The organism is Bartonella sp. MU70NMGDW (assembly GCF_042194085.1).
GTDB lineage: Bacteria > Pseudomonadota > Alphaproteobacteria > Rhizobiales > Rhizobiaceae > Bartonella > Bartonella grahamii.
Genome location: NZ_JBHIMK010000016.1, coordinates 7,613 through 31,676 on the forward strand (window position 1 = coordinate 7,613; position 24,064 = coordinate 31,676).

The window sequence follows — 24,064 nt, forward strand, 5'->3', positions numbered from 1 at the left end:
CTGTTATTTTTTAACAATACGTATTGCTTATAACGGCGTGAAGGTGAAAACTGGTTTCCATCTTTACTATTTGTTTTAATTCATCTTTTTCAGCTTTGAAAAGCATATTAAAGGAATATCATTTTAAATGATGAAGATGATGCACAGCTTCACGCTTTTGTTTCTCTTTTTTAATAGAGGCATATCCAAACAAAACGCCCAAATAGGACATGCTTGCGTCATACCCATTTCATAATAAATAGTATAGATACTCGTAAAAGTATATAAATCAACATCTTTACACTTATGAAGAAGTCAGCCTGCACCATTTATTTGCCATCTCTCGAGATGTTGCGCGAGCTCTTAGCATTTGAGAGAGGTACAAGTATCCTTTTCTTTAATCATTTTATTTATACAGTTTTTTTCTTGTGGCGTGCAAGTGAATAAATTTGATTAATTCAACTGAAAGTTGTGGTGCAATAAATCATTTTTTCAAGATGTTGACGATTATAGACTCAATGTGGAATAGAGAGCTTTGAAATTAGTATGGGGAATTCAGTGAAGCAATTCCAGAATCATTTTAAAAACATTTTCAACAGTTGCATGGCGGATAGCATTGCGGTTAAGATGACCAAAGTGCATTTCTTTGTGCAGAGTTTTATGATTTTTGTAAGCAACTGCGCAATGCACAAGTCCTACAGGTTTATCAAGACTTTCTCCTCCTGGACCAGCAATTCCTGTTACAGAGACTGCAATGTCAGCTTGTGAATGTTTTAATCCACCCTCAGCCATTGCAAGAGCAACTTCTTTTGAAACGGCGCCATAGGTTTTTATAAGTTCAGCACAAACGCCAACAAGGCGTGTTTTAGATTCATTTGAATAAACAACAAATCCACAATCGAGAACATCTGACGAGCCTGCAATATTTGTGAGGCTTGCAGCAATGAGTCCTCCTGTACAAGACTCTACAGTTGTTAACAGCAAACCTTTTTGGCGAAAGATATTAAGGACTTCATGTGCTTGTTTTTCACAAAGATATGTCATTGGGGAAGTTCTCCTGAATAAAGAACGCTCGCTGTTGCAAGAGCAGCAATTCCTTCACCACGACCAATAAATCCAAGCCTTTCATTTGTTGTTGCTTTGATAGAGATTCGATCAGGTGTCATTGAAAGTATTGTCATAAGATTTTCTGTCATGGCATGACGATAGGGACCAATTTTAGGATTTTCAGCGATAATTGTGATATCAACATTGGCGATACGACCACCTGCTTGTTTTAGAATATCAAGAGCATGACGGAGAAAAATTTCTGATGATGCATTTTTCCATTGGGGATCAGAGGGAGGGAAATGTGTGCCAATATCTCCAGCACCTCGCGTAGCGAGCAGGGCATCTGTTAGCGCGTGAAGAGCAACATCTGCATCGGAGTGTCCATTTAATTTTTTATGAAAAGGGATTTTTATACCACATAAAATAAGAAAGTCACCTTCCTCGAAAGAGTGAACATCATAACCATTGCCGGTGCGGATATCAGGAAACATTTGCATTTTCTTTTGGAGATATAAATGTGCGGTATTAAAATCTTCATGCCATGTAATTTTTATGTTGTTAGGATCCCCAGGAACGATACGCATAGGAATTCCAAACCATTCGGCAATCGCAGAATCGTCAGTGAATTCTTTTTTGCAAGCTTGTTTTGCTTGCTTATGGGCCGCTAAGATATGTTCAAAGGGAAAACACTGTGGAGTTTGTGCACTATAAAGATGGGTACGGGGAATTGTTTCTAAAACATGCTGATTATTTACACGTTTAAGGGTATCAGAGATGGGAAGAACAGGAAGAACACCTTCTTGAGGGGTGATTGTATTGTGAATGTTATCAAGAAGCTTGTTTTCGATAAAGGGGCGTGCACCATCATGAATATGCACATATTGGAGATTGAATTTTTTGAGTGCCTGAAGTCCATTTAAGGTAGAGATTTGACGTGTATTGCCTCCTTCAACGATAATAAGGCGCTCTTTAAAATCACCAATAGCTTGTTCACAGATTTGACGATCTTCTGGATGAATAACAAGGATAATTGTTGTGATAGCTGGATGCTGCAAAAAACAATGCACGGTATGATAAATAATCGGCTTTTGTCCTAGAAGCCGATATTGTTTTGGAATTTCATGGGGAGATCCTGCTCTTTCACCACGTCCAGCGGCTAATATTATTGCTGCAATAGAAATACCTAATCTCCTTGTATTATAATCTTAGTTTGCCTTTTTGTCATTAATTTTAAAATGATTTTGAAAGGATGGTTGTTGTAGATCAGCAAGGGATATCACGGATAACACCTCAAAAAAAGCATTTAATGCTTTTTGAAGTGCGGTATTTAAACCACAAAAATCGATCAAGGGGCAAGTTGGTTCTGCAGTATCGAAACATTCTGCTAGGGAAAAGTTATCTTCTGTTACTTTCACAACATCAGCGACTGAAATCTCTGCTGCGGGTTTCGCCAATCTAACTCCACCATTGCGTCCACGCACTGTTTGTATAAAACCTGCTTGAACAAGCAGCTGAAGGATTTTAAATAAAAAAAGTTCTGAAACGGCATATGCTTTAGCAATTTCTGGAACACGACTGAGAGTTCCCTGATTATCTGCACAATACATGAGCATTCGAAGAGCATAATTTGTTTGTTTTGTTAATCGCATCTCATTTCCTTCGTAAAGTATCGTCGAACACAGTTTATTTTAAAGATATTTTGCAAAATGTAGAAGTTCTTTCTCGTTGACTATATTTGCTCTATTTTAAATGTAGTATTAGTATTGTCAATTTTTGCTACAAAAGGTTATATGAGAATAATGGGATAAGGGTATGTAAGCTCATGACGAATATAACATCTGTGACGAATCTTCAAGACATAGATAAAAATACTTATAACGATGAGTTGTATCGTTTAAGTAAGGTATATATTTTTTTAGGGATTACAATTATTGTATTGGCTTTACTTACGGCCTCTGTTTCATTTATTATTCTTATTGGATTAACCCCTGTTGTTCCCAGTAGAACAGTAACTCTTATTCTTATAGGGATTAATAGTTTTTGGGTTTTAGGGCTTATTGTCATCGTTTTTTATGAGATGATTCCGATCATTCGTGCTTGGCGTTCAAGGCGTGCAGGGTCGCGTCTTCATGTGCGCCTTATTTCATTGTTTGCACTTGTTGCAACAATGCCAGCTGTTGCTGTAGCTCTTGTATCGGGTCCAGCACTAAATTTGGGACTTGATCGATGGTTTGATACAACAACGCGGCAAATTGTGGGCTCTTCTATTGATTTAGCAAATGCTTATGCAGATGAAATGCTTCAAAATTTAAAAAATTTATCCTACGCGATGGCATTTGCACTTGATAACAAAAAACTCTTAGAACGTAATCCAGCTGAATATAGGATGCAATTGACGCGCCATGCTATAGGACGCAATTTGCGTGGCGCATTTTTGTTAAGTTCTAGCGGAGCTATTTTTATATCGAGTGCTCTTGGTGATGAAGATAAACTGCCAATTCCTCCTTCCAATCTTATTGAACGTGCAACCAGTGCGAGGCCTTTTTCTTTTCAACCAGGCGTGCATGATTATTTTGGTATTATTTTAAAATTTACCAACATTCCAAACACATTTCTATATTTGGTGCGTGACGTTGATAAAGGTGTTTTATCTGCTTTGCGTTTGACAGAAGTCAATACAGATCGTTATCGTGATTTAAATGAAAATCGCCTGCTGACGCAAATTGCATTTGGTATGCTTTATTTATGTCTTTTTTTTAGTTTATTCCTATCAGCTATTTGGGCCGCTATTGCTGTCGCTGATCGCTTAGTACGTCCTATTCGTCTTCTCATTAGTGCAGCTGATGATGTTGCTACTGGAAATATGGAAATTTTTGTGCCAGTACGAGCAAAAGATGGGGATATTGGGCAATTATCCAAAACTTTTAATTACATGGTTAGTGAATTGAAAAGTCGGCGCAATGAGTTGATTGCAGTGCGTGATCAAATTGATGAGAGAAGGCGTTTTTCTGAAGCAGTGTTATCGGGTGTAACAGCAGGAGTAGCAGGTATAGATGATAATGGTGATATTACAATTATTAATCGGTCTATTGAAGCGATGTTTGATATTCGCTCTGAACACGTTGTTGGACAAAGTCTTTTATCTTTAAGTGCTGAAATTTGGCAGGTTTTTCAGTTTGCACGTTCATTGGATCGTAAAAATCATCGTGAGCAGGTTACTTTAAACGTTGCAGGAAAAGAGCGTGTCTGTAATGTCCAAGTTACGATGGAAGAGGATGATGGACAGGGGCAATCTTGGGTTCTAACAATTGATGATATTACAGACCTTGTTGCAGCGCAACGTACAGCGGCGTGGGCGGATATTGCACGGCGTATTGCACACGAAATAAAAAATCCCCTCACACCCATTCAGTTATCCGCCGAACGCATTCGTAAACGTTATAACAAAGTTATTACACAAGATAGAGAGGTCTTTGAGCGGTGTATTGAGACAATTATTCGACAGGTTGGAGATATTGGGCGTATGGTTGATGAGTTTTCCTCTTTTGCACGTATGCCCAAACCACAAATGCATATTTTAGATATACGAGAATTGTTGCGCGAAGCATGTTTCTTGATAGAAGTGACACGACATGATATTCATTTTGAGCAAGATTTAGGAAGTCTACCACTTATGGGTGCATTTGATAACCGTCTCATTGTACAAGCTTTTTGCAATGTTATCAAAAACGCGAGCGAATCCATAGATTCAGTTGTGCGAGAGGAAAATATTCACGGTCATATTCTTGTCCGTTCTTATCGTCAAGAGGAATGGGTGGTTGTGGATGTTGTTGATAATGGGAAAGGACTTCCTAAAGAGCAAAGACAAAAGTTATTAGAGCCCTATATAACAACGCGGGAAAAAGGAACAGGGCTCGGGTTAGCCATTGTGCGCAAAGTTATTGAAGATCACGGTGGTTCCATGGAGCTTCATGATGCACCGGAGAGTTTTTATGAAGGTCGTGGTGCGATGATCCGTTTGATATTTCCGGCGGATGGGGGTAAGCAGGGTAGTATTATACAAGCCATAAATCATAAGATAGGGGAATAGTATGGTATCAGATATCTTGATTGTTGATGATGAAGCAGATATTCGTGAGCTTGTTGCTGGTATTTTAGATGATGAAGGTTATGAAACGCGTGTTGCTTGTAACTCTGATGAAGCATTGGCTCAAATTAGTGAGCGTATTCCAAAGCTCATTTTTTTGGATATTTGGCTACAGGGTAGTCGTCTTGATGGTTTAGCATTGCTTGATGAAATTAAAACGCAATATCCGGCTCTTCCGGTCGTTATGATCTCTGGTCATGGTAATATTGAGACGGCTGTTTCCGCTATAAAGCGAGGGGCATATGATTTCATTGAAAAACCTTTTAAAGCTGATAGACTTGTATTGGTTGCAGAGAGAACACTTGAAAACTCAAATTTAAAACGTGAGCTTTTAGAATTGCGAAAGCGTTCGAACGAGACATTAGAGTTGCTCGGAAAATCGACAGTTGTAAAAAATTTGCGTCAAATCATAGAAAAAGTAGCACCAACCAATAGTCGCGTCATGATAACAGGTCCTTCAGGGGCAGGAAAAGAAACTGTTGCACGAACTATTCATGCGCTCTCAACGCGTTCGAATGGGCCATTTGTTACAATAAATGCTGCAACGATTACTCCGGAAAGAATGGAAATAGAGCTGTTTGGCAGTGAAATGGAAGGAAGAGAGCGCAAGATCGGTGCCTTAGAGGAAGCTCATGGCGGTATATTATATCTTGATGAAATTGCTGACATGCCACGTGAGACTCAAGGTAAGATTCTTCGGGTGTTAACGGGGCAGACATTTGAAAGAGTTGGCGGCACAAAACGTGTTAAAGTGGATGTGCGTATTATTTCTTCGACAGCGCAAAATCTTGAAAACCTCATTTCTGATGGGCGCTTTAGAGAAGATCTTTTCCACCGTCTTTCGGTTGTTCCTATTGCTGTTCCGCCCCTTTCAGCGCGTCGTGAAGACATTCCAGAACTTGTACATCATTTTGTAAAAACAATATCACAGCAGGTTGGGATTAAACCGCGTGCAATCAGTGATGATGTGATTGCTATTTTGCAAACGCATGCTTGGCCGGGTAATGTGCGGCAATTACGCAATAATATTGAGCGTCTTCTTATTCTTGTGCGGGATGGTGATGGTCCTATAACAGCGGACTTTCTTCCCAGTGAAGTAAGTGATTCTTTGCCACGTCTTCAAATGGATTCAGATGAAAGTATAATGGATTTGCCGTTACGTGAAGCACGAGAATTGTTTGAAAAGAGATATTTAGTGGCACAGATTGGGCGTTTGGGTGGAAATATATCACGTACTGCTGAATTTATAGGCATGGAGCGTTCAGCTTTGCACCGTAAACTTAAAGCGCTTGGAGTTTCTTAAAGCGATGCGTGTTATTATTTGCGGAGCAGGACAGGTTGGGTATGGGATAGCAGAGCGTCTTGCTGCTGAAAATCACGATGTTACTGTTATTGATATTGAAACGAGATTAATTGAAAAGATTCGCGATACATTGGATGTGAGAGGTTTTGTTGGTCACGGTTCACGTCCTGAAGTTCTTTTGGCTGCAGATGCAGACAAAGCTGATATGTTGATTGCTGTCACTTTGTTTGATGAAGTCAATATGGTAGCTTGTCAAGTAGCACATTCATTATTTAATGTGCCCACAAAAATTGCTCGTATTCGTTCACAATCTTATTTAGAACCACGTTATAAGACGCTTTTTTCCAGAGAGAATATTCCCATTGATGTGGTTATTTCGCCAGAAGTTGAAGTTGGGGAAATGGTTTTGCGCCGTATTGCTTTACCTGGTGCAATAGATGTTCTTTATTTTTGTAATGATGATGTTGTTGCGCTAGCCTTGGAATGCATGGAAGATTGTCCAGTTATTAATACACCTTTGCGTCAATTAACAGAGCTTTTTCCAGATCTTCATACGACGGTTACCGCTATTAAACGTGGCGCGGAATTATTGGTTGCACATTCAGAAACGCAATTACGCGTTGGTGATATAACCTATCTTGTTGTTGCTCGTGATCAAATGCGCCGTGCTGTTGGGCTTTTTGGTCATAAAGAACAAGATGCCCACCGCATGATTATTGCAGGAGGCGGTCACATTGGCCTTTATGTTGCACAGGCTATTGAAAAGCGTTTCCATAAATTAAAATTGAAGATTATAGAATCGCATAGAGAAAGAGCTCTCACGATTGCTGATCAGCTTGAAAAAACAACAGTTTTATACGGTAACGTGTTAGATCCAGTGATTCTTCAAGATGCGGGAATTGATCAGTCCGATTTAATGATTACATTGACCAATCAAGATCAGGTTAATCTCTTAAGCGCTATTATTGCTAAAAGATTGGGCTGCAAAGCCAATATGGTATTGATTAATAATGTTGCCTATCAAGAATTTAGTCGTGCTGTTGGTGTGGATGCATATCTTAATCCCCATAGCGTTACAATATCGAGAATTTTGCAACAAATGCGCCGTGGACGTATTCGTTCTGTTCATTCAGTTTTTAATGGCCGAGCAGAAATTATTGAAGCTGAAGTGATGCAAACATCTTCATTGGTTGGTAAGTCATTATCAGAGCTCAATTTATCAGATGGTTTGAGAATTGGTGCAATTTATCGCAATAAGACAATAATACAACTTTCGGCAGATACGCGCATTTTGTCTGGTGATAGAATAGTGATTTTTGCTCTTGCTGATAGGGTTCGTGATGTTGAACAACTCTTTCGCGTAAGTTTAGAATATTTTTGATATATTATCTATGGATATTTGTACTTTTTGGTATAGTGGACAATTAAGATTGGTGGATAGGCTTTGTTTGTCCTCAATGGTTAAAACTGGACAGCGCGTTAAGCTTTTTAGTTATGATAAAAAAATAGATAATCTTCCTGCCGGTGTTGAGTTGCATGAAGCCGAATCAATTTTACCACGCTCAGCAATTTATCGCCTTGACCCCGATTTTTCTGATAATAAACCAGGGTGTACAATTGTTCAGTTTTCGGATTTTTTTCGTGTTATGCTGATGAAATATCAACAAGGTGTTTGGTTAGATACAGATGTTTACCTTGTTAAACAATTTCATCCAGATGCGGATAAGGTTTGGTTGGCAAGAGAAAATAATACAAGAGTAGGCGTTTCTGCACTTTATTTTCCGCCCAATAACCCTATTATAAAAATATTTGAAGATTATTGGGCAGGCACAGAAATTATTCCTCATTGGCTTGGATTTAAGCGTCGTATTTGGAGACCATTCTGGTTAAAGAGAAAAAAAATGCCGATTTTACCGGGAAGTCTTGGTGTTACGATATTTGGCAATGATGGTATTTCACGATTAGCAAAACGATATGGTTTTTTTCATGAAGCAAAGGAAAAGGAAACTTTTTATTATTGGACTGGGCGAAAAACTGAACGTATTTTTGAACCAGCTTTTGGCATAAAGCCGCTTACAGATTCACGCTTGATAGGCTTTCATATTCACAGAAAGACAAAGACCACGAAAAGACCTCAGGAAGGAAGTTTTTACCATTGGGCGGTATCTCGCATCCCTGATGTTCATCATTTGTTTAGATAGAGTTATTATTGCTATTTTAACTATTGAGATTTTAATCTACCTTAAATAGCTCTTGATTGTAGCTTGCGCAAGAGAGTAATGTTAACATATGGATAAAAACATTGAATGTGTAAAGAGCGGTTGTTATATGAACGGAAAGTAAAAATATGAGTGATCCAATGAAAACAGCATTAAGCCTTGTTCCTATGGTTATTGAACAAACCAATCGTGGTGAACGGGCCTATGATATTTTTTCCCGTCTTTTAAAGGAGCGGATTATTTTTATTAATGGTCCTGTCGAAGATGGTATGGCAATGCTTGTTTGTGCACAATTGCTTTTCTTGGAAGCGGAAAATCCTAAAAAAGAAATTAGTCTTTATATTAATTCTCCAGGTGGTGTCGTAACATCTGGTATGGCTATTTATGATACTATGCAGTTTATTCGCCCTCCTGTTTCTACGCTTTGCATGGGGCAGGCGGCATCTATGGGGTCTTTATTGTTAACAGCTGGAGCAAAAGGTCATCGTTTTACATTGCCAAACGCACGTATTATGGTGCATCAACCATCTGGTGGTTTTCAAGGTCAAGCTTCAGATATTGAGCGACATGCGCAAGACATTATAAAGATGAAACGGCGTTTAAATGAAATTTATGTTCAACATACAGGTCAAGATTATGAGATTATTGAGAGAACTCTCGATCGCGATCATTTTATGACAGCAGAAGAAGCCAAAGCGTTTGGCTTAGTTGATGATGTTATACAATATCGTGCAGAAACTGAAAAAGAAGAAAAAGATTAAGAGTTTTTATAGAAAAAACAGCTACTTTAAATCACAGAGTTTTATAAAAAATATCGCAAAATAAGACAAACACCTAAAAAGATTGAGACATGCATGGTTTTCTATATGTCTTTTAGTTTTCATGATGAAAAGCTTCCTTTGAAAAGGCAAAGTATTCATATATCGTGGTGAAAGGAAAGAAAAATGAGCAAAATTAGCAATAGCGGGAACGAATCAAAAAATACTCTCTATTGCTCGTTCTGCGGCAAGAGTCAGCATGAGGTGCGTAAGCTCATTGCGGGGCCTACTGTATTTATCTGTGATGAATGTGTAGAGCTTTGCATGGATATTATTCGGGAAGAAAATAAGTCTTCTGGGGTTAAGGTGCGTGATGGTGTTCCTACGCCACAGGAAATTATAACAGTTCTTGATGATTATGTTATTGGTCAGCAGCATGCAAAGCGTGTTCTTTCTGTTGCTGTTCATAATCATTATAAACGGTTGGCGCATCAGTCTAAAAGCAATGATATTGAGTTGGCTAAATCAAATATTCTTCTTGTTGGTCCAACGGGCTGTGGTAAAACTTATCTTGCACAAACATTAGCACGTATTATTGATGTGCCTTTTACGATGGCGGATGCGACCACCTTGACTGAAGCGGGTTATGTGGGTGAAGATGTTGAAAATATTATTTTGAAGCTTCTTCAAGCAGCAGATTATAATGTTGAACGTGCGCAGCGTGGTATTGTTTATATTGATGAGGTTGATAAGATTTCTCGTAAGGCTGACAATCCTTCTATTACAAGAGATGTTTCGGGGGAAGGGGTTCAGCAAGCGTTATTAAAAATTATGGAAGGAACGATTGCTTCTGTTCCTCCTCAAGGTGGACGTAAGCATCCGCAACAAGAGTTTCTTCAGGTTGATACCACAAACATCTTATTCATTTGTGGGGGAGCTTTTGCAGGTTTAGAACGGATTATTTCAGGGCGTGGTGAAAAAACTTCTATTGGTTTTTCTGCGACCGTTAAGGCTCCTGATGAGCGTTGTGTCGGTGAAATTTTTCGTGATTTAGAGCCTGAAGATCTTATAAAATTTGGTCTAATACCAGAATTTATTGGGCGCCTTCCTATAGTCGCTACCTTAGAGGATTTAGATGTTAACGCCCTCATGCAAATTTTATCACAACCTAAAAATGCGTTAGTAAAGCAATATCAGCGTCTTTTTGAAATGGAGAATGTCGAGTTAGCATTTCATGAAGATGCTTTACGTGTTATTGCGAAGAAAGCAATTGAACGTAAAACCGGTGCTCGTGGTTTACGTTCTATTATGGAGAAGATCCTTCTTGAGACGATGTTTGAGCTACCGGCTCTTGAAGGCGTTCAAAAAGTGGTTATTTCGAGTGATGTCGTTGATGGGAAAGCGCGTCCTCTTTATATTTACTCAGAACGTGCAGAAGATAAAGAAAATGTATCAGCATGATATTGTGCGATGCACAATATAAAAGGTGATAATGAACGGTATTTGATAGGTATTTCTAATAATATCATTATAATGCTTGATTTATGTATGAGTAATTACCACTTCATGTACTGTGAAGAGCTGAGGTTTTCTAAAGGTGAGCTGGTTGTTGTAGATAGCTCATAGGCTCCAGAAAGGAGAGTTATGCAATATATTGATGAAAAGACAGATGAAGTAAGAGATGGGGTTTATGCTGTTTTACCTCTTCGTGATATTGTTGTCTTCCCCCATATGATTGTTCCACTTTTTGTGGGGCGCGAAAAATCAATTCGTGCTCTTGAAGAAACGATGGCGGTTGACAAGCAAATACTCTTGGTGACACAAAAAAATGCTTCTGATGACGATCCAAAATCAGAGGATATTTATCATATTGGTACATTTGCTAATATTCTTCAACTTTTAAAGCTTCCTGATGGTACTGTAAAGGTTTTGGTTGAAGGAACTGCACGTGCAAAAATTAGTCAATTTGCTTTAAGTGAAGGTTATCATCAGGCATATGCGACTGTTACAGAAGAATCTAGAGAGAGTGATGTTGAGATTGAAGCTCTTTCAAGGTCAGTGATTGCTTATTTTGAAAACTATGTAAAGCTTAATAAAAAAATCTCTCCTGAAGTTGTTAATGCGATTGGTCAGATTGATAATCCTTCTAAGCTTGCCGATACGATTGCTTCTCATTTGATGATTAAACTTGCAGAAAAACAGGAAATACTAGAGCTCTTACCTGTACGGACCCGTCTTGAACGAGTTCTGTCCTTCATGGAAGGAGAAATTTCTGTTTTGCAAGTTGAAAAACGTATTCGTTCACATGTTAAACGGCAAATGGAAAAAAACCAACGAGAATATTATCTCAATGAGCAGATGAAGGCTATTCAAAAAGAGTTAGGCGCAGGTGATGATAGCCGAGATGAACTCTCTGAATTAGAAGAACGCATCAAGAATACAAAACTATCCAAGGAAGCACAGGAAAAAGCTGGGGCAGAATTGAGAAAATTACGGAATATGTCTCCTATGTCTGCAGAAGCGACAGTTGTCCGTAACTATCTTGATTGGTTATTAGCAATGCCTTGGGGTAAAAAATCTAAGATTAAAAACAATTTAGATTTTGCTGAAAAGGTCATGAATAATGAACATTTCGGTCTTGAAAAAGTTAAGGAGCGAATTATTGAATATTTGGCTGTACAAAGTCGCGCATCAAAGATAAAAGGTCCTATTATTTGTTTGTTAGGTCCTCCTGGTGTAGGGAAAACATCATTAGCGCGCTCTATTGCAAAGGCGACGGGGCGTGAGTATGTTCGTATCTCATTGGGAGGCGTGCGGGATGAAGCAGAAATTCGCGGACATCGCCGAACATATATTGGTTCGATGCCTGGAAAAATTATCCAGTCTATGAAAAAAGCAAAAAAATCTAATCCGCTTTTCTTGCTTGATGAAATTGATAAAATGGGACAAGATTTTCGTGGAGATCCTTCATCCGCTTTATTAGAAGTTCTTGATCCTGAACAAAACAGTACATTCATTGATCACTATTTGGAAGTTGAATATGATCTTTCTGATGTCATGTTTATCACAACTGCCAATACGCTTAATATTCCAGGTCCGTTAATGGACCGTATGGAAATTATTCGTATTGCTGGTTATACTGAATGTGAGAAAATGGAAATTGTTAAACAGCATCTTTTACCAAAGGCACTAAAAGATCACTGTTTGTCTAAAAAAGAACTCAGTATTTCTGATGGAGCACTAAGGTCAATTATTCAGTTTTATACACGTGAGGCAGGCGTTCGTAACCTTGAGCGTGAACTCATGAAAATTTCCCGCAAATCCGTTACTAAAATTCTCAAAACGCATCAAAAATCTGTAAAAGTTACAGAAAATAATATTCATGATTTCTTGGGTGTTAAACGTTATCATTACAATCAGATTGAAGGAGAAAATCAAATTGGTGTTGTGACAGGCCTTGCGTGGACAGAAGTTGGTGGAGAGTTATTGACCATTGAAGGAGTTATGATGCCCGGCAAAGGTAAGATGACTGTAACTGGAAATTTACGTGATATTATGAAAGAGTCCATTTCAGCGGCAGCATCTTATGTACGTTCTCGTGCTGTTGATTTTGGTATTGAACCTCCACTTTTTGAAAAACGCGATATCCATGTTCATGTTCCAGAGGGTGCGACGCCAAAAGATGGCCCATCTGCTGGGATTGCAATGGTGACAGCAATTGTTTCGGTTCTTACAGGAGTAGCTGTGCATAAAGATATTGCAATGACTGGTGAAATTACTTTACGTGGACGCGTTTTACCAATTGGTGGATTAAAAGAAAAACTCCTAGCAGCTCTTCGAGGAGGGATAAAAAAAGTACTTATTCCTGAAGAAAACGCAAAAGATTTGGTTGATATTCCTGACGATGTCAAAAATAATATGGAAATTATTCCGGTAAATCATGTGAGTGAAGTTTTGAAACACGCTTTGGTTCGTTTTCCAGACACTATTGAATGGAAAGAACCCTCTACGGTGGCTGTCCCAATCCGGTCAGAGAGCAGTGATAGTGAAGGAATACAGATTGCACACTGATTCACTTATCTCATTTATAACGACATTTTTTAGGTGGCAGAAGGCGTTGTTGAGGTTATTATTCTGTTTTTTGTTGGAAAAAGTAAAAAATTCCGTGAATAACTGTGATTATTGCTAAAAAAACAATGTTTTGGATAAAAATAAGACTTCTGTTTGCTGTACTTTTCAATAAACTGACCAATAACATGATTAAGTCATGTTGTCAGGTAATATAGGGAAAGGAAATATTTTATGAATAAAAGTGAATTGGTTAGCTCTGTTGCTGAAAAGGCAGGTGTTTCGAAAGCGCAAGCTGGTGCTGTTGTTGATGCTTTTATGGCTTCTGTAACAGAAGCTTTGGCTTCAGGAGGAGATGTTCGTCTTCCTGGTTTTGGCTCTTTTGAAGTTTCTCATCGTGCTGCAACAAAGGGGCGTAATCCTTCAACTGGTGCTGAAATCGATATTCCAGCACGTTCTGTACCCAAATTTTCTGCAGGAAAAAGCCTTAAAGAAGCAGTTAATAAAAAATAATTTAAGCGACATTAAAAAACCCGATTTATTTATAAGCGGGTTTTTTTTACACATGTATTATGCGTGTTTTTTATATAATATTTTGAGATCTTTGCGGTATTTTTTATTTTCATTTATTGCTGGTATTTTTGAAAATGATTTTAAGTGTTGTATAAAGTACTGTCAGCTTAAAATATATTGTTTTTAGACATTTCAATAAAATATTGCACTGTATTAGTGAAGTACTGGTATGGGTTATAAAATATGTAATGTTAACTTTTATTACGCTGAAGTGTTACGGTGTTTATTTCAAAAATAAGACCCGTAAATAGTATGAGGCAAAAAACTCTGTGAAGTGTATAAAAGTTATTATATACCACCATTTACGCTTAATAAAAGCGCATATTGGTGCCACTGTACTATTTTTCTCAGTTCCTATAATGTTGCGACTAGCCCTCAATATCTGAGACGAGTGCATAAGGGGTAATTTTATTCTTTTACTTATACGCCAAGCTTGCTTGTGACGCACCAAGAGTATAATTTTTATCGATTTATTATAAGAGAATCTGAAATGAAAGAATCTTATGATAATCAGATTTCACTTTCAATATTATGTTTTTTCTTGGCATTTAAGAGGGAAGAGACAGATCAAGCTCTATCCTACAAATATTTTTTCCATATCTTTATTTCACTTGTGATATGCAAGCGAGCGTTTTTCTTCTATAAACTAATTACATTACATAATATAAAAAGTATCAATAGAGATAGTACAGTATTGCTTGTGTATTTTCCATCTATTTAATTTTTCATTATTCATAATATATTGATATGATTATTTTATTTTTATTTATTAAATCATATAAATTGTTGGTAGCGGTAAAGGTTTTTTATAGCCAAAAGTTATTTTACAAGCACCTACATAATTGAATAAATGATGAAACGTAGGTAGTATTTATTGATTGGGAGAGACAGCCATTAAAAGGCTTTAGAATGATTTTTTCACGAGAGTCATATCAGTAGATGAGAAGCGAATCGTGTGTTTTTTATAAACAGAAACTCTTTGATTCTTTATCTGCTAACCACTGAGTACAATCATTGAGAGCTCTCGCTGTTATGGCTTGTTTTTTTACTAATTTTTTTTCTTTACTTGCTAGGCGTTTTCCTGAATGTTTAATAGAAGCAATAGGGGGAAAGAGTCCGAAATTGATATTCATTGGCTGAAAGGACTGTGTTTCTGCTTTTTCATCTATGATGTGTCCCCCCGTAATATGATTCAAAAGGGCTCCGAATGCTGTAGTTTGTGGGGGTAGGCAAGGGGAAATATGATGATATTCGGCAGCAGCAAAACGTCCAGCAAGAAGCCCTATTGCCGCTGATTCTACATAACCTTCACATCCGGTAATTTGCCCTGCAAAGCGTAGTTGTTTTTTTTGTTTTAAACGAAGGGTTTGATCAAGAATAATTGGCGAGTTGAGGTAGGTATTGCGGTGAAGACCCCCAAGGCGCGCAAACTCTGCTTTTTCAAGACCGGGAATCATTCTAAAAATGCGAATTTGTTCACCATATTTCAGTTTTGTTTGAAAGCCGACCATATTGTAAAGCGTTCCAAGTTTATTATCTTGGCGTAATTGAACGACAGCATAAGGTTTAACTGTAGGGTTATGGGCATTGGTTAAGCCCATAGGTTTCATAGGACCGTGTCTTAACGTTTCAAGTCCGCGCTCAGCCATAATTTCAATGGGGAGGCATCCATCAAAATAGGGCGTTTTTTCAAAGTCACGAAACTCTGTTTTTTCAGCATTTTTTAATGCTTCAACGAATGTTTTATATTGTTCTTTGTTGAGGGGACAATTAAGATAATCTTTTCCTGTTCCCTCAGGACCAATTTTATCATAGCGAGACTGATACCAACAAATGTTGATATCAATACTATCGGTATGGACAATAGGTGCAATCGCATCAAAAAAAGAAAGAGCTTTTATACCGGTTATTGCTTGTAATTCTTGAGCAAGTGCAGGCGATGTAAGGGGACCCGTTGCAATGACAACATGTTTCCAAGCTTTAGGAATTTCTTGAACTTCTTCACGTTGGATTGTTATAAGAGGGTGATTTTCGAGTGCTGTCGTGACAGTTTTTGAAAATCCATCACGGTCAACAGCAAGGGCACTACCTGCGGGAACTTTGTTGGCATCAGCAGCTTTCATAATTAACGATTTCGCTAATCGCATTTCAGCATGTAAAAGCCCTACGGCATTTGTTAATGAATCATCGCAACGAAATGAATTTGAACAAACCAGTTCTGCCAATTTATCGGTTTTATGGGCATCTGATTTTTTTTCGGGTCGCATTTCATGCAAAACAACAGGAATTCCTGACTGAGCGATTTGCCAACTTGCTTCACACCCCGCAAGACCGCCACCGATGATATGAATTGGGATATCAAATGTCTTTAACATAATTGACTTTTAGCGTAAGCAGTTATGTATGAAAAGCATAGATTTTGTTTTTTTTAATATATTTGTTTGCTTTTTTTCTGTAATTAATGGTATAGAAACGCCGCTTATATAAGGTTATTAGCTTGTAAGTTTGAGCGGATGTGGCGAAATTGGTAGACGCACCAGATTTAGGTTCTGGCGGGAGACCGTGGGGGTTCGAGTCCCTCCATCCGCACCAAAGCAATCCCTTAAGTGCTACGGATTTCTACGTGTCTGAAATTCCGCTTCATGGTAAATGTAACACTCGAAGTGTTAGAATGTAATGATTATTAGAGTGGGTTTATCCCTCTCCTTAGAAAAATGAAGGTGTTTAATGCAGGTTACCGAGACGCTTAATGAAGGACTGAAGCGCGAAATTAAGATCGTGGTTCCAGCGAAAGTTTTAGAAGAAAAGTTGAATGAACGATTGGATAATACCAAGGGAAAAATCAAGCTTAATGGTTTTCGTCCCGGTAAAGTGCCTAGTGGGCATTTGCGAAAAATGTATGGTAAATCCTTTATGGCGGAGATTCTCAATGAGATACTGAGTGATGCACCACGTTCTATTTTAGCAGAACGCAATGAACGTGCAGCGATGCAGCCAAAAATTGATATAGATGAAGATGAAAAAATTCTAGATGGCAACGCCGATTTTACTTTTAGTTTAAAGTATGAAGTTTTACCAAAAATTGAAATTAAAGATTTTGAACACATTACGGTTATCCGTGAAATTGCAACTGTTCCTGAACAGGATATTGATGATCAAGTCAAACGCGTCCTCTCTTCTACGCGTAATTATTCCCTAAAAGAGGGGGATTCTGAAGAAGGTGATCGTATTACCATAGATTATCAAGGTAAGCTTGAAGGCGTTCCATTTGAAGGTGGGGCAGATAGTGATGCACAACTGATTCTTGGGTCAAAACAATTTATTCCTGGTTTTGAAGAGCAATTGGTTGGTGTGAAAGCTGGGGATGCAAAAACGATTTTTGTTAAATTTCCAGATAATTACAGTGCGGCACATTTGGCGGGACGGGAAGCAGAGTTTGACATTACTGTCAAAGCTGTCTTTAAACCAGATGAATTAAAAATTGATGATGAAGCAGCGCAAAAAGTTGGTTTAGAGTCTCTAGATCGCTTACGTGAGGTCGTTCGTGGGCAGATTGAAAGCCAATATGGTTCAGTGACACGTCAAAAAGTTAAGCGTCAAATTCTTGATGCTTTAGATGCTGATTATAAATTTGAGATTCCTGAAGAACTTTTAGAGATTGAGTTTAACAATATATGGGCTCAGGTTAATGATGATTTGAAAAAGGCTGGGCGCAATTTTGAAGATGAAGGTATTACAGAAGAAAAGGCACGGGAGGAATATCGTGTCCTTGCGCAGCGTCGTGTTCGTCTTGGTTTGGTGCTTTCTGAAATTGGAATGAAGGTTGGTGTTAAAGTTAGTGAGGATGAGCTAAAAGCAGCCGTTTTTGATCAGGTTCGTCAGTATCCTGGACAAGAGAAAGAGATTATGGATTTTTTCCGCAGGACTCCGGAAGCTGTTGAAAATCTACGTGCTCCAATTTTTGAAGAAAAGGTCATTGATCATTTATTAGCACAGATAAAAGTCACAGATAAAGAAGTGACGGTTGAAGAGTTGATGAAAGAATATGACGAATCAGATGTCCCTGAAGAAAAGCCGGCAAAGAAAAAATCTGCAGTGAAAGAAACCTCTACAGAGAAAACATCAGTTAAGAAAAAGGCTCCTAAAAAAGCTTAATATTTATGCAAACAGAAAAAGCCCGATAGAATCGGGCTTTTTGTAAGATTTATATCCTATGATTGCACTGAGAGAATGGTTTTAGATAAGCCATGAGTGTATTTTAAAATATTGGTAGTGGATTGGCAATGAGCATCATTGATACGCGTACTCCTGATTCTAAGCGTTTTATTTCTGGAGTTACAGGTGATTGGGAAGTCATCATTGGCATGGAAGTTCATGCGCAAATCATATCAAATTCGAAACTTTTTTCAGGAGCATCAACCAAATTTGGTGCAGAGCCGAACAATCATGTATCACTCATTGATGCAGCCATGCCAGGTATGTTGCCTGTTCTTAATCAAGAATGTGTCCGTCAAGCGGTTCGAACGGGGTTAGGATTAAAGGCGCATATTAATTTAAAATCTGTTTTTGATCGCAAAAATTATTTTTATCCAGATTTACCGCAGGGGTATCAAATTTCTCAATTTCGCTATCCCATTGTGGGAGAGGGAAAGATTATCATATCTGTTGGTCCAGATTCGAATGGCCAATTTGAAGATATTGAAGTGGGAATTGAGAGGTTGCATCTTGAACAGGATGCTGGAAAATCGATGCACGATCAACATCCAACGATGTCTTTTGTAGATCTTAATCGTTCTGGTGTTGCTCTTATGGAAATTGTTTCCAAACCTGATATGCGTTCATCAGATGAAGCCAAAGCCTATATGACAAAATTGCGTACGATTGTTCGTTATTTGGGCACTTGCGATGGCAATATGGATGAAGGTTCTATGCGTGCAGATGTCAATGTATCTGTTCGTCGTCCTGGTGAAAATTTTGGAACGCGCTGTGAAATTAAAAACGTTAATTCTATTCGCTTTATTGGTCAAGCAATTGAGTATGAAGCGCGTCGTCAGATCGCAATTTTAGAAGAGGGAGGAGTCATAGATCAAGAGACTCGGCTTTTTGATGCGGCTAAAGGTGAAACGCGCTCTATGCGTTCAAAAGAAGAAGCACATGACTATCGTTATTTTCCTGATCCTGATCTTTTACCATTAGAATTTGATCAGGCATTTGTGGATGCTTTGGCAGAAGACTTACCAGAATTACCTGACGCTATAAAAGCACGTTTTGTTAAGGAAATGGGATTGACAGTGTATGATGCTTCCATTCTTGTGACGGAAAAGGCTATTGCTGATTATTTTGAAGAAGTAGCGCGTGGGCGTGATGGAAAAATGGTTGCCAATTGGGTGATTAATGACCTTTTAGGGGCTTTAAATAAAGATAATCGTGAGATTGAAGAGTCACCAGTATCGCCAAATCAATTGGGAAGCATTATTGATCTCATAAAAGAAGGAGTTATTTCTGGAAAAATTGCCAAAGATCTTTTTGAGATTATTTGGAATGAGGGGGGAGATGCACGCCAAATTGTAGAAGAGCGAAATATGAAGCAGGTGACGGATACAAAGGCAATTGAGAGAGCCGTTGATGAAATCATTGCTAATAATTCTGATAAAGTTGCGCAAGCAAAACAGAAACCCGCTCTAGCTGGTTGGTTTGTTGGACAGGTAATGAAAGCAACAGGTGGTAAGGCAAATCCTCAAGTTGTTAATGAATTGGTTAAGATGAAACTTGGCATAGATTAAATTTTATGGGGTGGAGAAGAAGCCATACATATGATATCTTCTTGAAATTAAGGGATAGCACGTTATCCTATCAATTGAAATTGTAGCTGAATTTCCTAGTAACTTTTTCGGTAATTTCAATCGTTAACAGTTTTATTCCAACGATTAATTTCATGAGCGCACTAAATGAATGGAATAGCAGATGGCTCGTTTTTTTAAGCAAATCTTCACATGGTGGAATGGCAATACCATTGGTATGCGTTTTTTCACATGGCGCAAAGGTAAGCGGATAGGGGAAGATCAATTTGGAAATATATATTATGAAGGGGGACTTCATAAGGATGGTTATCCGCACCGTTGGGTTATCTATAAAGACTATTCTGAGGCCTCTACTATTCCACCAGGTTGGCACGGCTGGATTCATCATCGCTGTGATTCTCCACCAACACAGGAGGATTATCATCCTTATGAATGGGAAAAGCCCCATGTTGCAAATATGACAGGAACAAGTGAGAGCTATCGACCAAAGGGGGCTATCACCTCCAGTGGAGAGTGTTCTTGTGTGCATGAAGATTATGATGCGTGGTCACCTAAAAAATAAAATGTTTTAATGCGCTCGTATATTTTTGTCTTATTTGAATCTATGTTATGAAAAGAATTATTTTTTAAGGTGCGATTAATTTTGATATGATGAGATTTTTTTTATTGTTAGGGGTGAGGCATTTTATATATATTTTTTTAATGGGAATTTTAGTGTTTTTATCCTTAAATAATGGGGTGCGTGCTGAACGTATTAGCAATGGAATTGCTGTTTTTGCAGGTCTTGACAAAATCACGGGGCGGACCACACGTTTTGAAGTTACTCTTGGTAAAATTTATCAGTACGGTGCATTACAGGTAACACCACGTGCGTGTTATACGAGCTCTAAAGATGAACCAACGCGTACAACTGGTTTTGTTGAAGTCAATGAAGTGACATTAGATAAAAAAATACGGCGTATTTTTACAGGATGGATGTTTGCAGATAGTCCTGGTTTGAATGCTGTTGAGCATCCTATTTATGATGTGTGGTTAAAGGATTGCAAGCAGAATTCTCAAGATCTTCCTCTTCAATGATGAGTGTGTTATCTATTTATAATACATTGATTTATAATGGTCATTTATCATTTTACAACTTAATAGGAGGTTCAAATTCCTATGATTTTCTCATTTAAAATTTTTCTATATTGAATTAATCCAAATTATTCTCTTGCGCATTACAAGTGGCGGATGTGCAGATAAGATTCTCTAAGATAAGGAATAAAAATTTCCTTCATGAACTGTTTAAATTCAAAGATGCATCATTAGAACCAACGTATTTTTTCAGTGTTTCATAGGAGACAGTTCTTGAATTATATCTGTTAGAGGTTGAAATGAAAGGCTTGTTTATATTTGTTAAAGAGATGGACTGACGCTTTTGCATTTATGAGGGAAAAAGGCTATCAAGAGAGTAATTCATCATGAAACACCAATGAGTATATCTAGAGAAAGCTGTGTTGGTAGTTTTTTCTCATAGAGATGTCGTTTTTCATTCAAAGAGTAGAAGCAATGCAAGCTATATTAATGGAAAAATTGAGATTTAAGATTATTTAAAGTTTATCAATCGAAGTATAGCTTAGTTAAAAAATGCAATGATCAATATATTTCTAGTAAGAAAACAATGTTTATATATTTTGATTATACACCACCTCATAAGTGAGTTTATCTATTCGTAAGTTCTTGTGTATTGTATGATAACTTCACATTTAAGTAAGCAGGATACCACTAAGTTTGTAAATCATATTCTTGGTATCCATGCTTTTTAAAATCTTTTGTATAAAATACACGTGTTTTCATGTAGAGCTATTGAAAAAGGGGCTCCGAAGAGGCGTTGAAAAGATTCTGTATCACTGGGAGTGGTATATTTATTTTGTATAAAGAATAACCCATTTTCTGAAAAATACGAGATTTTATACAATGAAAGTTTTTAGTCACCAACATAATGATGTTTCCCGATTGCCGAAACAACCTAAAGAACCCTTGTTGAATGTTCCATTTATTATAGTTGTTTTGATAGCATTTTGTTTTTGTCTTTATTGCATTTCTCAGTATTTTTTCTCTCATCAGGTTTATACTGAAAGTCTTGAGTTTTTTTCATTTATACCAGCATTGTTTAAGAGGGATCCTGTAGCACTCTGTTATACCATGGTGAGTTATTCATTTATGCATAGTAGTTTTAAACATGTTGCTCTTAATATGGTTTGGCTTTTGGTTTTTGGCTCTCCTTTAGCAAGGCATTTTGGTGTTTTACGTTTTTTAATTTTTTGGGTGTTAACGGCAGTTATTTCTGTTTTGACTTATTTTACATTTCATCAAGAAAGTACCATATCACTTATTGGGGCGTCAGGTGCCGTATCTGGAATGATGGGTGCTACTGCACGTTACGGTTTTCCTAGTGGTAATCTAGCTGTCAATGCGCAGAACGAAAAACTTTTGGGACCTTTATTGTCCATTAAAAAAGCTCTGTGTTCTAAGGGGGTGCTCGTTTATATGGGTGTATGGCTGATGGCTGATTTTATCATAGGTATTTCTTCTATTTTGTTTGAAGAAAATGGCATCTCAATAGCATGGGAAGCTCATATTGGCGGGTTTCTTGCGGGTTTTTTGTTGGTTGGTTTTTTTGATGTTTCACAAAAAAAATAAAAACTAGAATCTAAGATATTTATGTGCCACATAAAGCGCTATTGTTGCTGCATTTGAAACATTTAATGATTTAATATTTCCAGGCATATCAAGGCGTGTTAAAGCGCAAACGGTTTCACGTGTTTTTTTACGTAAACCTTTACCTTCTGCTCCTAAAACAAGAGCAATTTTATTCCCTGTTAATGCTGTTTCTAGAGGTTTGTGCCCTTCTGAATCAAGACCAAAGCTTGTAAAACCTGTTTGATGAAGTTCTTGAAGAGCTTCAGCGAGGTTTCGTACGGTAATATAATGAATCATTTCCAGAGCTCCAGATGCCGCTTTTGCAAGAACACCGTTTTCGTGGGGAGAGTGACGGCAAGTTGTAATAAGCGCTTTAGCTTTCAATGCGACTGCAGAGCGCATAATAGCGCCAACATTATGCGGATCAGTAATTTGATCCATGACAATGACCAGATCAGTATTGGTTAGTTCCGACAGTTTGCATGGTTTGAGGGGGAGAGTTTCCAAAACAATACCTTGATGAACAGCCTCACTTCCAACAAGCGAATCAAGATATTTGGGGGTGCATAATGTAACAGAGCAAGGATAATCTGATTCGGATATATTTAATCGTTTTAAGGCATTTTGTGTAACGTAAAGACATTTTAAAATTCTTTTTGGGTTTTCTAAAGCTGCCTGAACAGAATGAATGCCATAAAGATGGATTATCCCTTGGTGTAAAGAAGCAGCTTTCTTCTTTAGGTGTGTAAAAGATCGAGAAGAAGAGCTTTTTGTATCGCGATATCGGCGACGTAAACGAGCATAATGAGAATTTTGTGATGTTTTTTCTTTCATAGCTTCTTTATAGCGTGTTAATAAGAAAAATAGAGAGAAAAAATTTATGATTTAAAGTTATGAGCAGGAAATTTGTACAGAATTGTATTTATTCTGTTGACAGATACAATAGTAATCGTCATAACCACTTCGCAATCAGATTGAATTGAATGGGTATTCAAGATGGTTGTCGTAATGTCTCATTGCGCGACTTTACCGGTGTAATGGAGGGGTGCCCGAGTGGTTAAAGGGGGCGGACTGTAAATCCGTTGCGTATGCTACGTTGGTTCGAATCCAACCCCCTCCACCATTCATCGAAGGAGAGTTAGTATGTGGGTCATGCGGGTATAGCTCAATGGTAGAGCAGCAGCCTTCCAAGCTGAATATGCGGGTTCGATTCCCGCTACCCGCTCCAAATGGTTGTTGGTGATTGGGCAAATAGGTATGATGGAGGATATTCCATTTATAGATTGGGTGGGGTTTTACGTCTAAGAGTTGTGGTGATTGGGCTGGTTACAGTCTGGTCAGACTGAGTTTTGCAGGACTGTCCCTAGATGCTAACAAAGATAGGGAATAAAACAAGAGATTAATAGCGATGGCGAAGAGCAAGTTTGAACGAACAAAACCGCATGTTAATATTGGTACGATTGGTCACGTTGATCATGGGAAGA

General features: G+C 37.9%; 18 protein-coding genes, 3 tRNA genes and 1 pseudogene. 17 read left to right on the top strand and 5 right to left on the bottom strand.

All coding sequences use genetic code 11. The annotated features are described in order from the left end of the window. Positions 1-534: 534 nt before the first annotated feature. The 3 genes from ACFIKE_RS02890 to rirA are packed head-to-tail and all read right to left on the bottom strand — an operon-like array spanning position 535 to position 2,678. Positions 535-1,023, bottom strand: a complete 489-nt coding sequence (locus ACFIKE_RS02890) for a CinA family protein (RefSeq protein WP_375624974.1) — start codon at positions 1,021-1,023, stop codon at positions 535-537. Next, positions 1,020-2,210 carry a bifunctional 2-C-methyl-D-erythritol 4-phosphate cytidylyltransferase/2-C-methyl-D-erythritol 2,4-cyclodiphosphate synthase gene (locus ACFIKE_RS02895; RefSeq protein WP_375625974.1) on the bottom strand — a complete coding sequence of 397 codons (1,191 nt, stop codon included), beginning with the start codon at positions 2,208-2,210 and terminating at the stop codon, positions 1,020-1,022. Before ACFIKE_RS02895 ends, ACFIKE_RS02890 begins: the two co-directional genes overlap by 4 nt. 24 nt (positions 2,211-2,234) lie before the next feature. After that, on the bottom strand, positions 2,235-2,678 hold the full coding sequence (gene rirA / locus ACFIKE_RS02900) for an iron-responsive transcriptional regulator RirA (protein WP_273788340.1): 444 nt from the start codon (positions 2,676-2,678) through the stop codon (positions 2,235-2,237). Between the two features lie 173 nt (positions 2,679-2,851). Here rirA and ACFIKE_RS02905 point away from each other — a divergent pair, with 173 nt between their 5' ends. The 8 genes from ACFIKE_RS02905 to ACFIKE_RS02940 all read left to right on the top strand — a co-directional run bounded on the left by ACFIKE_RS02905 (position 2,852) and on the right by ACFIKE_RS02940 (position 14,037). Next, positions 2,852-5,119 (top strand): ATP-binding protein, encoded by a 2,268-nt coding sequence (locus ACFIKE_RS02905; protein WP_375625950.1) that lies wholly within the window; start codon positions 2,852-2,854, stop codon positions 5,117-5,119. 1 nt (position 5,120) lies between these two features. Beyond that, complete coding sequence (locus ACFIKE_RS02910; protein ID WP_012755009.1) at positions 5,121-6,479, top strand: sigma-54 dependent transcriptional regulator; 1,359 nt, start codon at positions 5,121-5,123, stop codon at positions 6,477-6,479. A 4-nt stretch (positions 6,480-6,483) separates the two neighbouring features. Next, positions 6,484-7,860 carry a Trk system potassium transporter TrkA gene (trkA, locus tag ACFIKE_RS02915; RefSeq protein WP_012755010.1) on the top strand — a complete coding sequence of 459 codons (1,377 nt, stop codon included), beginning with the start codon at positions 6,484-6,486 and terminating at the stop codon, positions 7,858-7,860. A gap of 10 nt (positions 7,861-7,870) precedes the next feature. Beyond that, on the top strand, positions 7,871-8,680 hold the full coding sequence (locus tag ACFIKE_RS02920) for a hypothetical protein (RefSeq protein ID WP_375625953.1): 810 nt from the start codon (positions 7,871-7,873) through the stop codon (positions 8,678-8,680). Positions 8,681-8,826: 146 nt separating this feature from the next. Beyond that, positions 8,827-9,459 carry an ATP-dependent Clp endopeptidase proteolytic subunit ClpP gene (clpP, locus tag ACFIKE_RS02925; RefSeq protein WP_012755012.1) on the top strand — a complete coding sequence of 211 codons (633 nt, stop codon included), beginning with the start codon at positions 8,827-8,829 and terminating at the stop codon, positions 9,457-9,459. Positions 9,460-9,642: 183 nt separating this feature from the next. Continuing rightward, the gene (gene clpX, locus ACFIKE_RS02930; protein ID WP_273723371.1) at positions 9,643-10,917 is read left to right on the top strand and encodes an ATP-dependent Clp protease ATP-binding subunit ClpX; all 1,275 of its coding nucleotides are present in this window, start codon (positions 9,643-9,645) and stop codon (positions 10,915-10,917) included. Positions 10,918-11,100: 183 nt separating this feature from the next. Beyond that, the gene (gene lon, locus ACFIKE_RS02935) at positions 11,101-13,527 is read left to right on the top strand and encodes an endopeptidase La (RefSeq protein WP_375625956.1); all 2,427 of its coding nucleotides are present in this window, start codon (positions 11,101-11,103) and stop codon (positions 13,525-13,527) included. A 231-nt stretch (positions 13,528-13,758) separates the two neighbouring features. Further along, positions 13,759-14,037 carry an HU family DNA-binding protein gene (locus tag ACFIKE_RS02940; RefSeq protein ID WP_012231443.1) on the top strand — a complete coding sequence of 93 codons (279 nt, stop codon included), beginning with the start codon at positions 13,759-13,761 and terminating at the stop codon, positions 14,035-14,037. A gap of 1,022 nt (positions 14,038-15,059) precedes the next feature. Here ACFIKE_RS02940 and trmFO read toward each other — a convergent pair. Beyond that, the gene (trmFO, locus tag ACFIKE_RS02945) at positions 15,060-16,472 is read right to left on the bottom strand and encodes a methylenetetrahydrofolate--tRNA-(uracil(54)-C(5))-methyltransferase (FADH(2)-oxidizing) TrmFO (RefSeq protein ID WP_375648358.1); all 1,413 of its coding nucleotides are present in this window, start codon (positions 16,470-16,472) and stop codon (positions 15,060-15,062) included. A gap of 134 nt (positions 16,473-16,606) precedes the next feature. Between trmFO and ACFIKE_RS02950 the strand changes: the two genes are divergently transcribed. The 6 genes from ACFIKE_RS02950 to ACFIKE_RS02975 all read left to right on the top strand — a co-directional run bounded on the left by ACFIKE_RS02950 (position 16,607) and on the right by ACFIKE_RS02975 (position 22,580). Then, a tRNA-Leu gene (locus tag ACFIKE_RS02950) sits at positions 16,607-16,689 on the top strand. Between the two features lie 135 nt (positions 16,690-16,824). After that, positions 16,825-18,252 carry a trigger factor gene (tig, locus tag ACFIKE_RS02955; RefSeq protein WP_375648359.1) on the top strand — a complete coding sequence of 476 codons (1,428 nt, stop codon included), beginning with the start codon at positions 16,825-16,827 and terminating at the stop codon, positions 18,250-18,252. A 128-nt stretch (positions 18,253-18,380) separates the two neighbouring features. Further along, positions 18,381-19,880, top strand: coding sequence for an Asp-tRNA(Asn)/Glu-tRNA(Gln) amidotransferase subunit GatB (gatB, locus tag ACFIKE_RS02960; protein WP_375624963.1), 1,500 nt, complete (start codon positions 18,381-18,383; stop codon positions 19,878-19,880). Positions 19,881-20,061: 181 nt separating this feature from the next. Next, positions 20,062-20,460 carry an NADH:ubiquinone oxidoreductase subunit NDUFA12 gene (locus tag ACFIKE_RS02965; RefSeq protein ID WP_375648360.1) on the top strand — a complete coding sequence of 133 codons (399 nt, stop codon included), beginning with the start codon at positions 20,062-20,064 and terminating at the stop codon, positions 20,458-20,460. Positions 20,461-20,549: 89 nt separating this feature from the next. Further along, positions 20,550-20,975, top strand: a complete 426-nt coding sequence (locus tag ACFIKE_RS02970) for a DUF2155 domain-containing protein (protein WP_375625183.1) — start codon at positions 20,550-20,552, stop codon at positions 20,973-20,975. Between the two features lie 879 nt (positions 20,976-21,854). Next, entirely contained in the window at positions 21,855-22,580 is a 726-nt protein-coding gene (locus ACFIKE_RS02975) for a rhomboid family intramembrane serine protease (protein WP_375648361.1), read from the top strand. A gap of 3 nt (positions 22,581-22,583) precedes the next feature. Here the strand turns inward: ACFIKE_RS02975 and ACFIKE_RS02980 are convergent, their stop codons facing one another. After that, positions 22,584-23,414, bottom strand: a complete 831-nt coding sequence (locus tag ACFIKE_RS02980; RefSeq protein WP_375625965.1) for a TrmH family RNA methyltransferase — start codon at positions 23,412-23,414, stop codon at positions 22,584-22,586. Positions 23,415-23,619: 205 nt separating this feature from the next. Between ACFIKE_RS02980 and ACFIKE_RS02985 the strand changes: the two genes are divergently transcribed. The 3 genes and pseudogenes from ACFIKE_RS02985 to ACFIKE_RS02995 all read left to right on the top strand — a co-directional run. After that, positions 23,620-23,703 (top strand) — tRNA-Tyr (locus tag ACFIKE_RS02985). 31 nt (positions 23,704-23,734) lie between these two features. Next, positions 23,735-23,808, top strand: a tRNA-Gly gene (locus ACFIKE_RS02990). Positions 23,809-23,988: 180 nt separating this feature from the next. Next, positions 23,989-24,064 (top strand): annotated as a pseudogene (locus ACFIKE_RS02995) (elongation factor Tu); the annotation flags it as partial.

What these genes read in the sequence shown, in the direction of transcription:
- ACFIKE_RS02910 (WP_012755009.1), top strand. Translation starts at nt 5,121, where the DNA reads ATGGTATCAGATATCTTGATTGTTGATGATGAAGCAGATATTCGTGAG.
- ACFIKE_RS02970 (WP_375625183.1), top strand. Translation starts at nt 20,550, where the DNA reads ATGAGATTTTTTTTATTGTTAGGGGTGAGGCATTTTATATATATTTTT.
- rirA (WP_273788340.1), bottom strand. Translation starts at nt 2,678, where the DNA reads ATGCGATTAACAAAACAAACAAATTATGCTCTTCGAATGCTCATGTAT.
- ACFIKE_RS02975 (WP_375648361.1), top strand. Translation starts at nt 21,855, where the DNA reads ATGAAAGTTTTTAGTCACCAACATAATGATGTTTCCCGATTGCCGAAA.
- trmFO (WP_375648358.1), bottom strand. Translation starts at nt 16,472, where the DNA reads ATGTTAAAGACATTTGATATCCCAATTCATATCATCGGTGGCGGTCTT.
- ACFIKE_RS02890 (WP_375624974.1), bottom strand. Translation starts at nt 1,023, where the DNA reads ATGACATATCTTTGTGAAAAACAAGCACATGAAGTCCTTAATATCTTT.
- clpP (WP_012755012.1), top strand. Translation starts at nt 8,827, where the DNA reads ATGAGTGATCCAATGAAAACAGCATTAAGCCTTGTTCCTATGGTTATT.
- lon (WP_375625956.1), top strand. Translation starts at nt 11,101, where the DNA reads ATGCAATATATTGATGAAAAGACAGATGAAGTAAGAGATGGGGTTTAT.
- tig (WP_375648359.1), top strand. Translation starts at nt 16,825, where the DNA reads ATGCAGGTTACCGAGACGCTTAATGAAGGACTGAAGCGCGAAATTAAG.
- ACFIKE_RS02905 (WP_375625950.1), top strand. Translation starts at nt 2,852, where the DNA reads ATGACGAATATAACATCTGTGACGAATCTTCAAGACATAGATAAAAAT.
- trkA (WP_012755010.1), top strand. Translation starts at nt 6,484, where the DNA reads ATGCGTGTTATTATTTGCGGAGCAGGACAGGTTGGGTATGGGATAGCA.
- clpX (WP_273723371.1), top strand. Translation starts at nt 9,643, where the DNA reads ATGAGCAAAATTAGCAATAGCGGGAACGAATCAAAAAATACTCTCTAT.
- ACFIKE_RS02980 (WP_375625965.1), bottom strand. Translation starts at nt 23,414, where the DNA reads ATGAAAGAAAAAACATCACAAAATTCTCATTATGCTCGTTTACGTCGC.
- gatB (WP_375624963.1), top strand. Translation starts at nt 18,381, where the DNA reads ATGAGCATCATTGATACGCGTACTCCTGATTCTAAGCGTTTTATTTCT.
- ACFIKE_RS02965 (WP_375648360.1), top strand. Translation starts at nt 20,062, where the DNA reads ATGGCTCGTTTTTTTAAGCAAATCTTCACATGGTGGAATGGCAATACC.
- ACFIKE_RS02940 (WP_012231443.1), top strand. Translation starts at nt 13,759, where the DNA reads ATGAATAAAAGTGAATTGGTTAGCTCTGTTGCTGAAAAGGCAGGTGTT.
- ACFIKE_RS02920 (WP_375625953.1), top strand. Translation starts at nt 7,871, where the DNA reads ATGGATATTTGTACTTTTTGGTATAGTGGACAATTAAGATTGGTGGAT.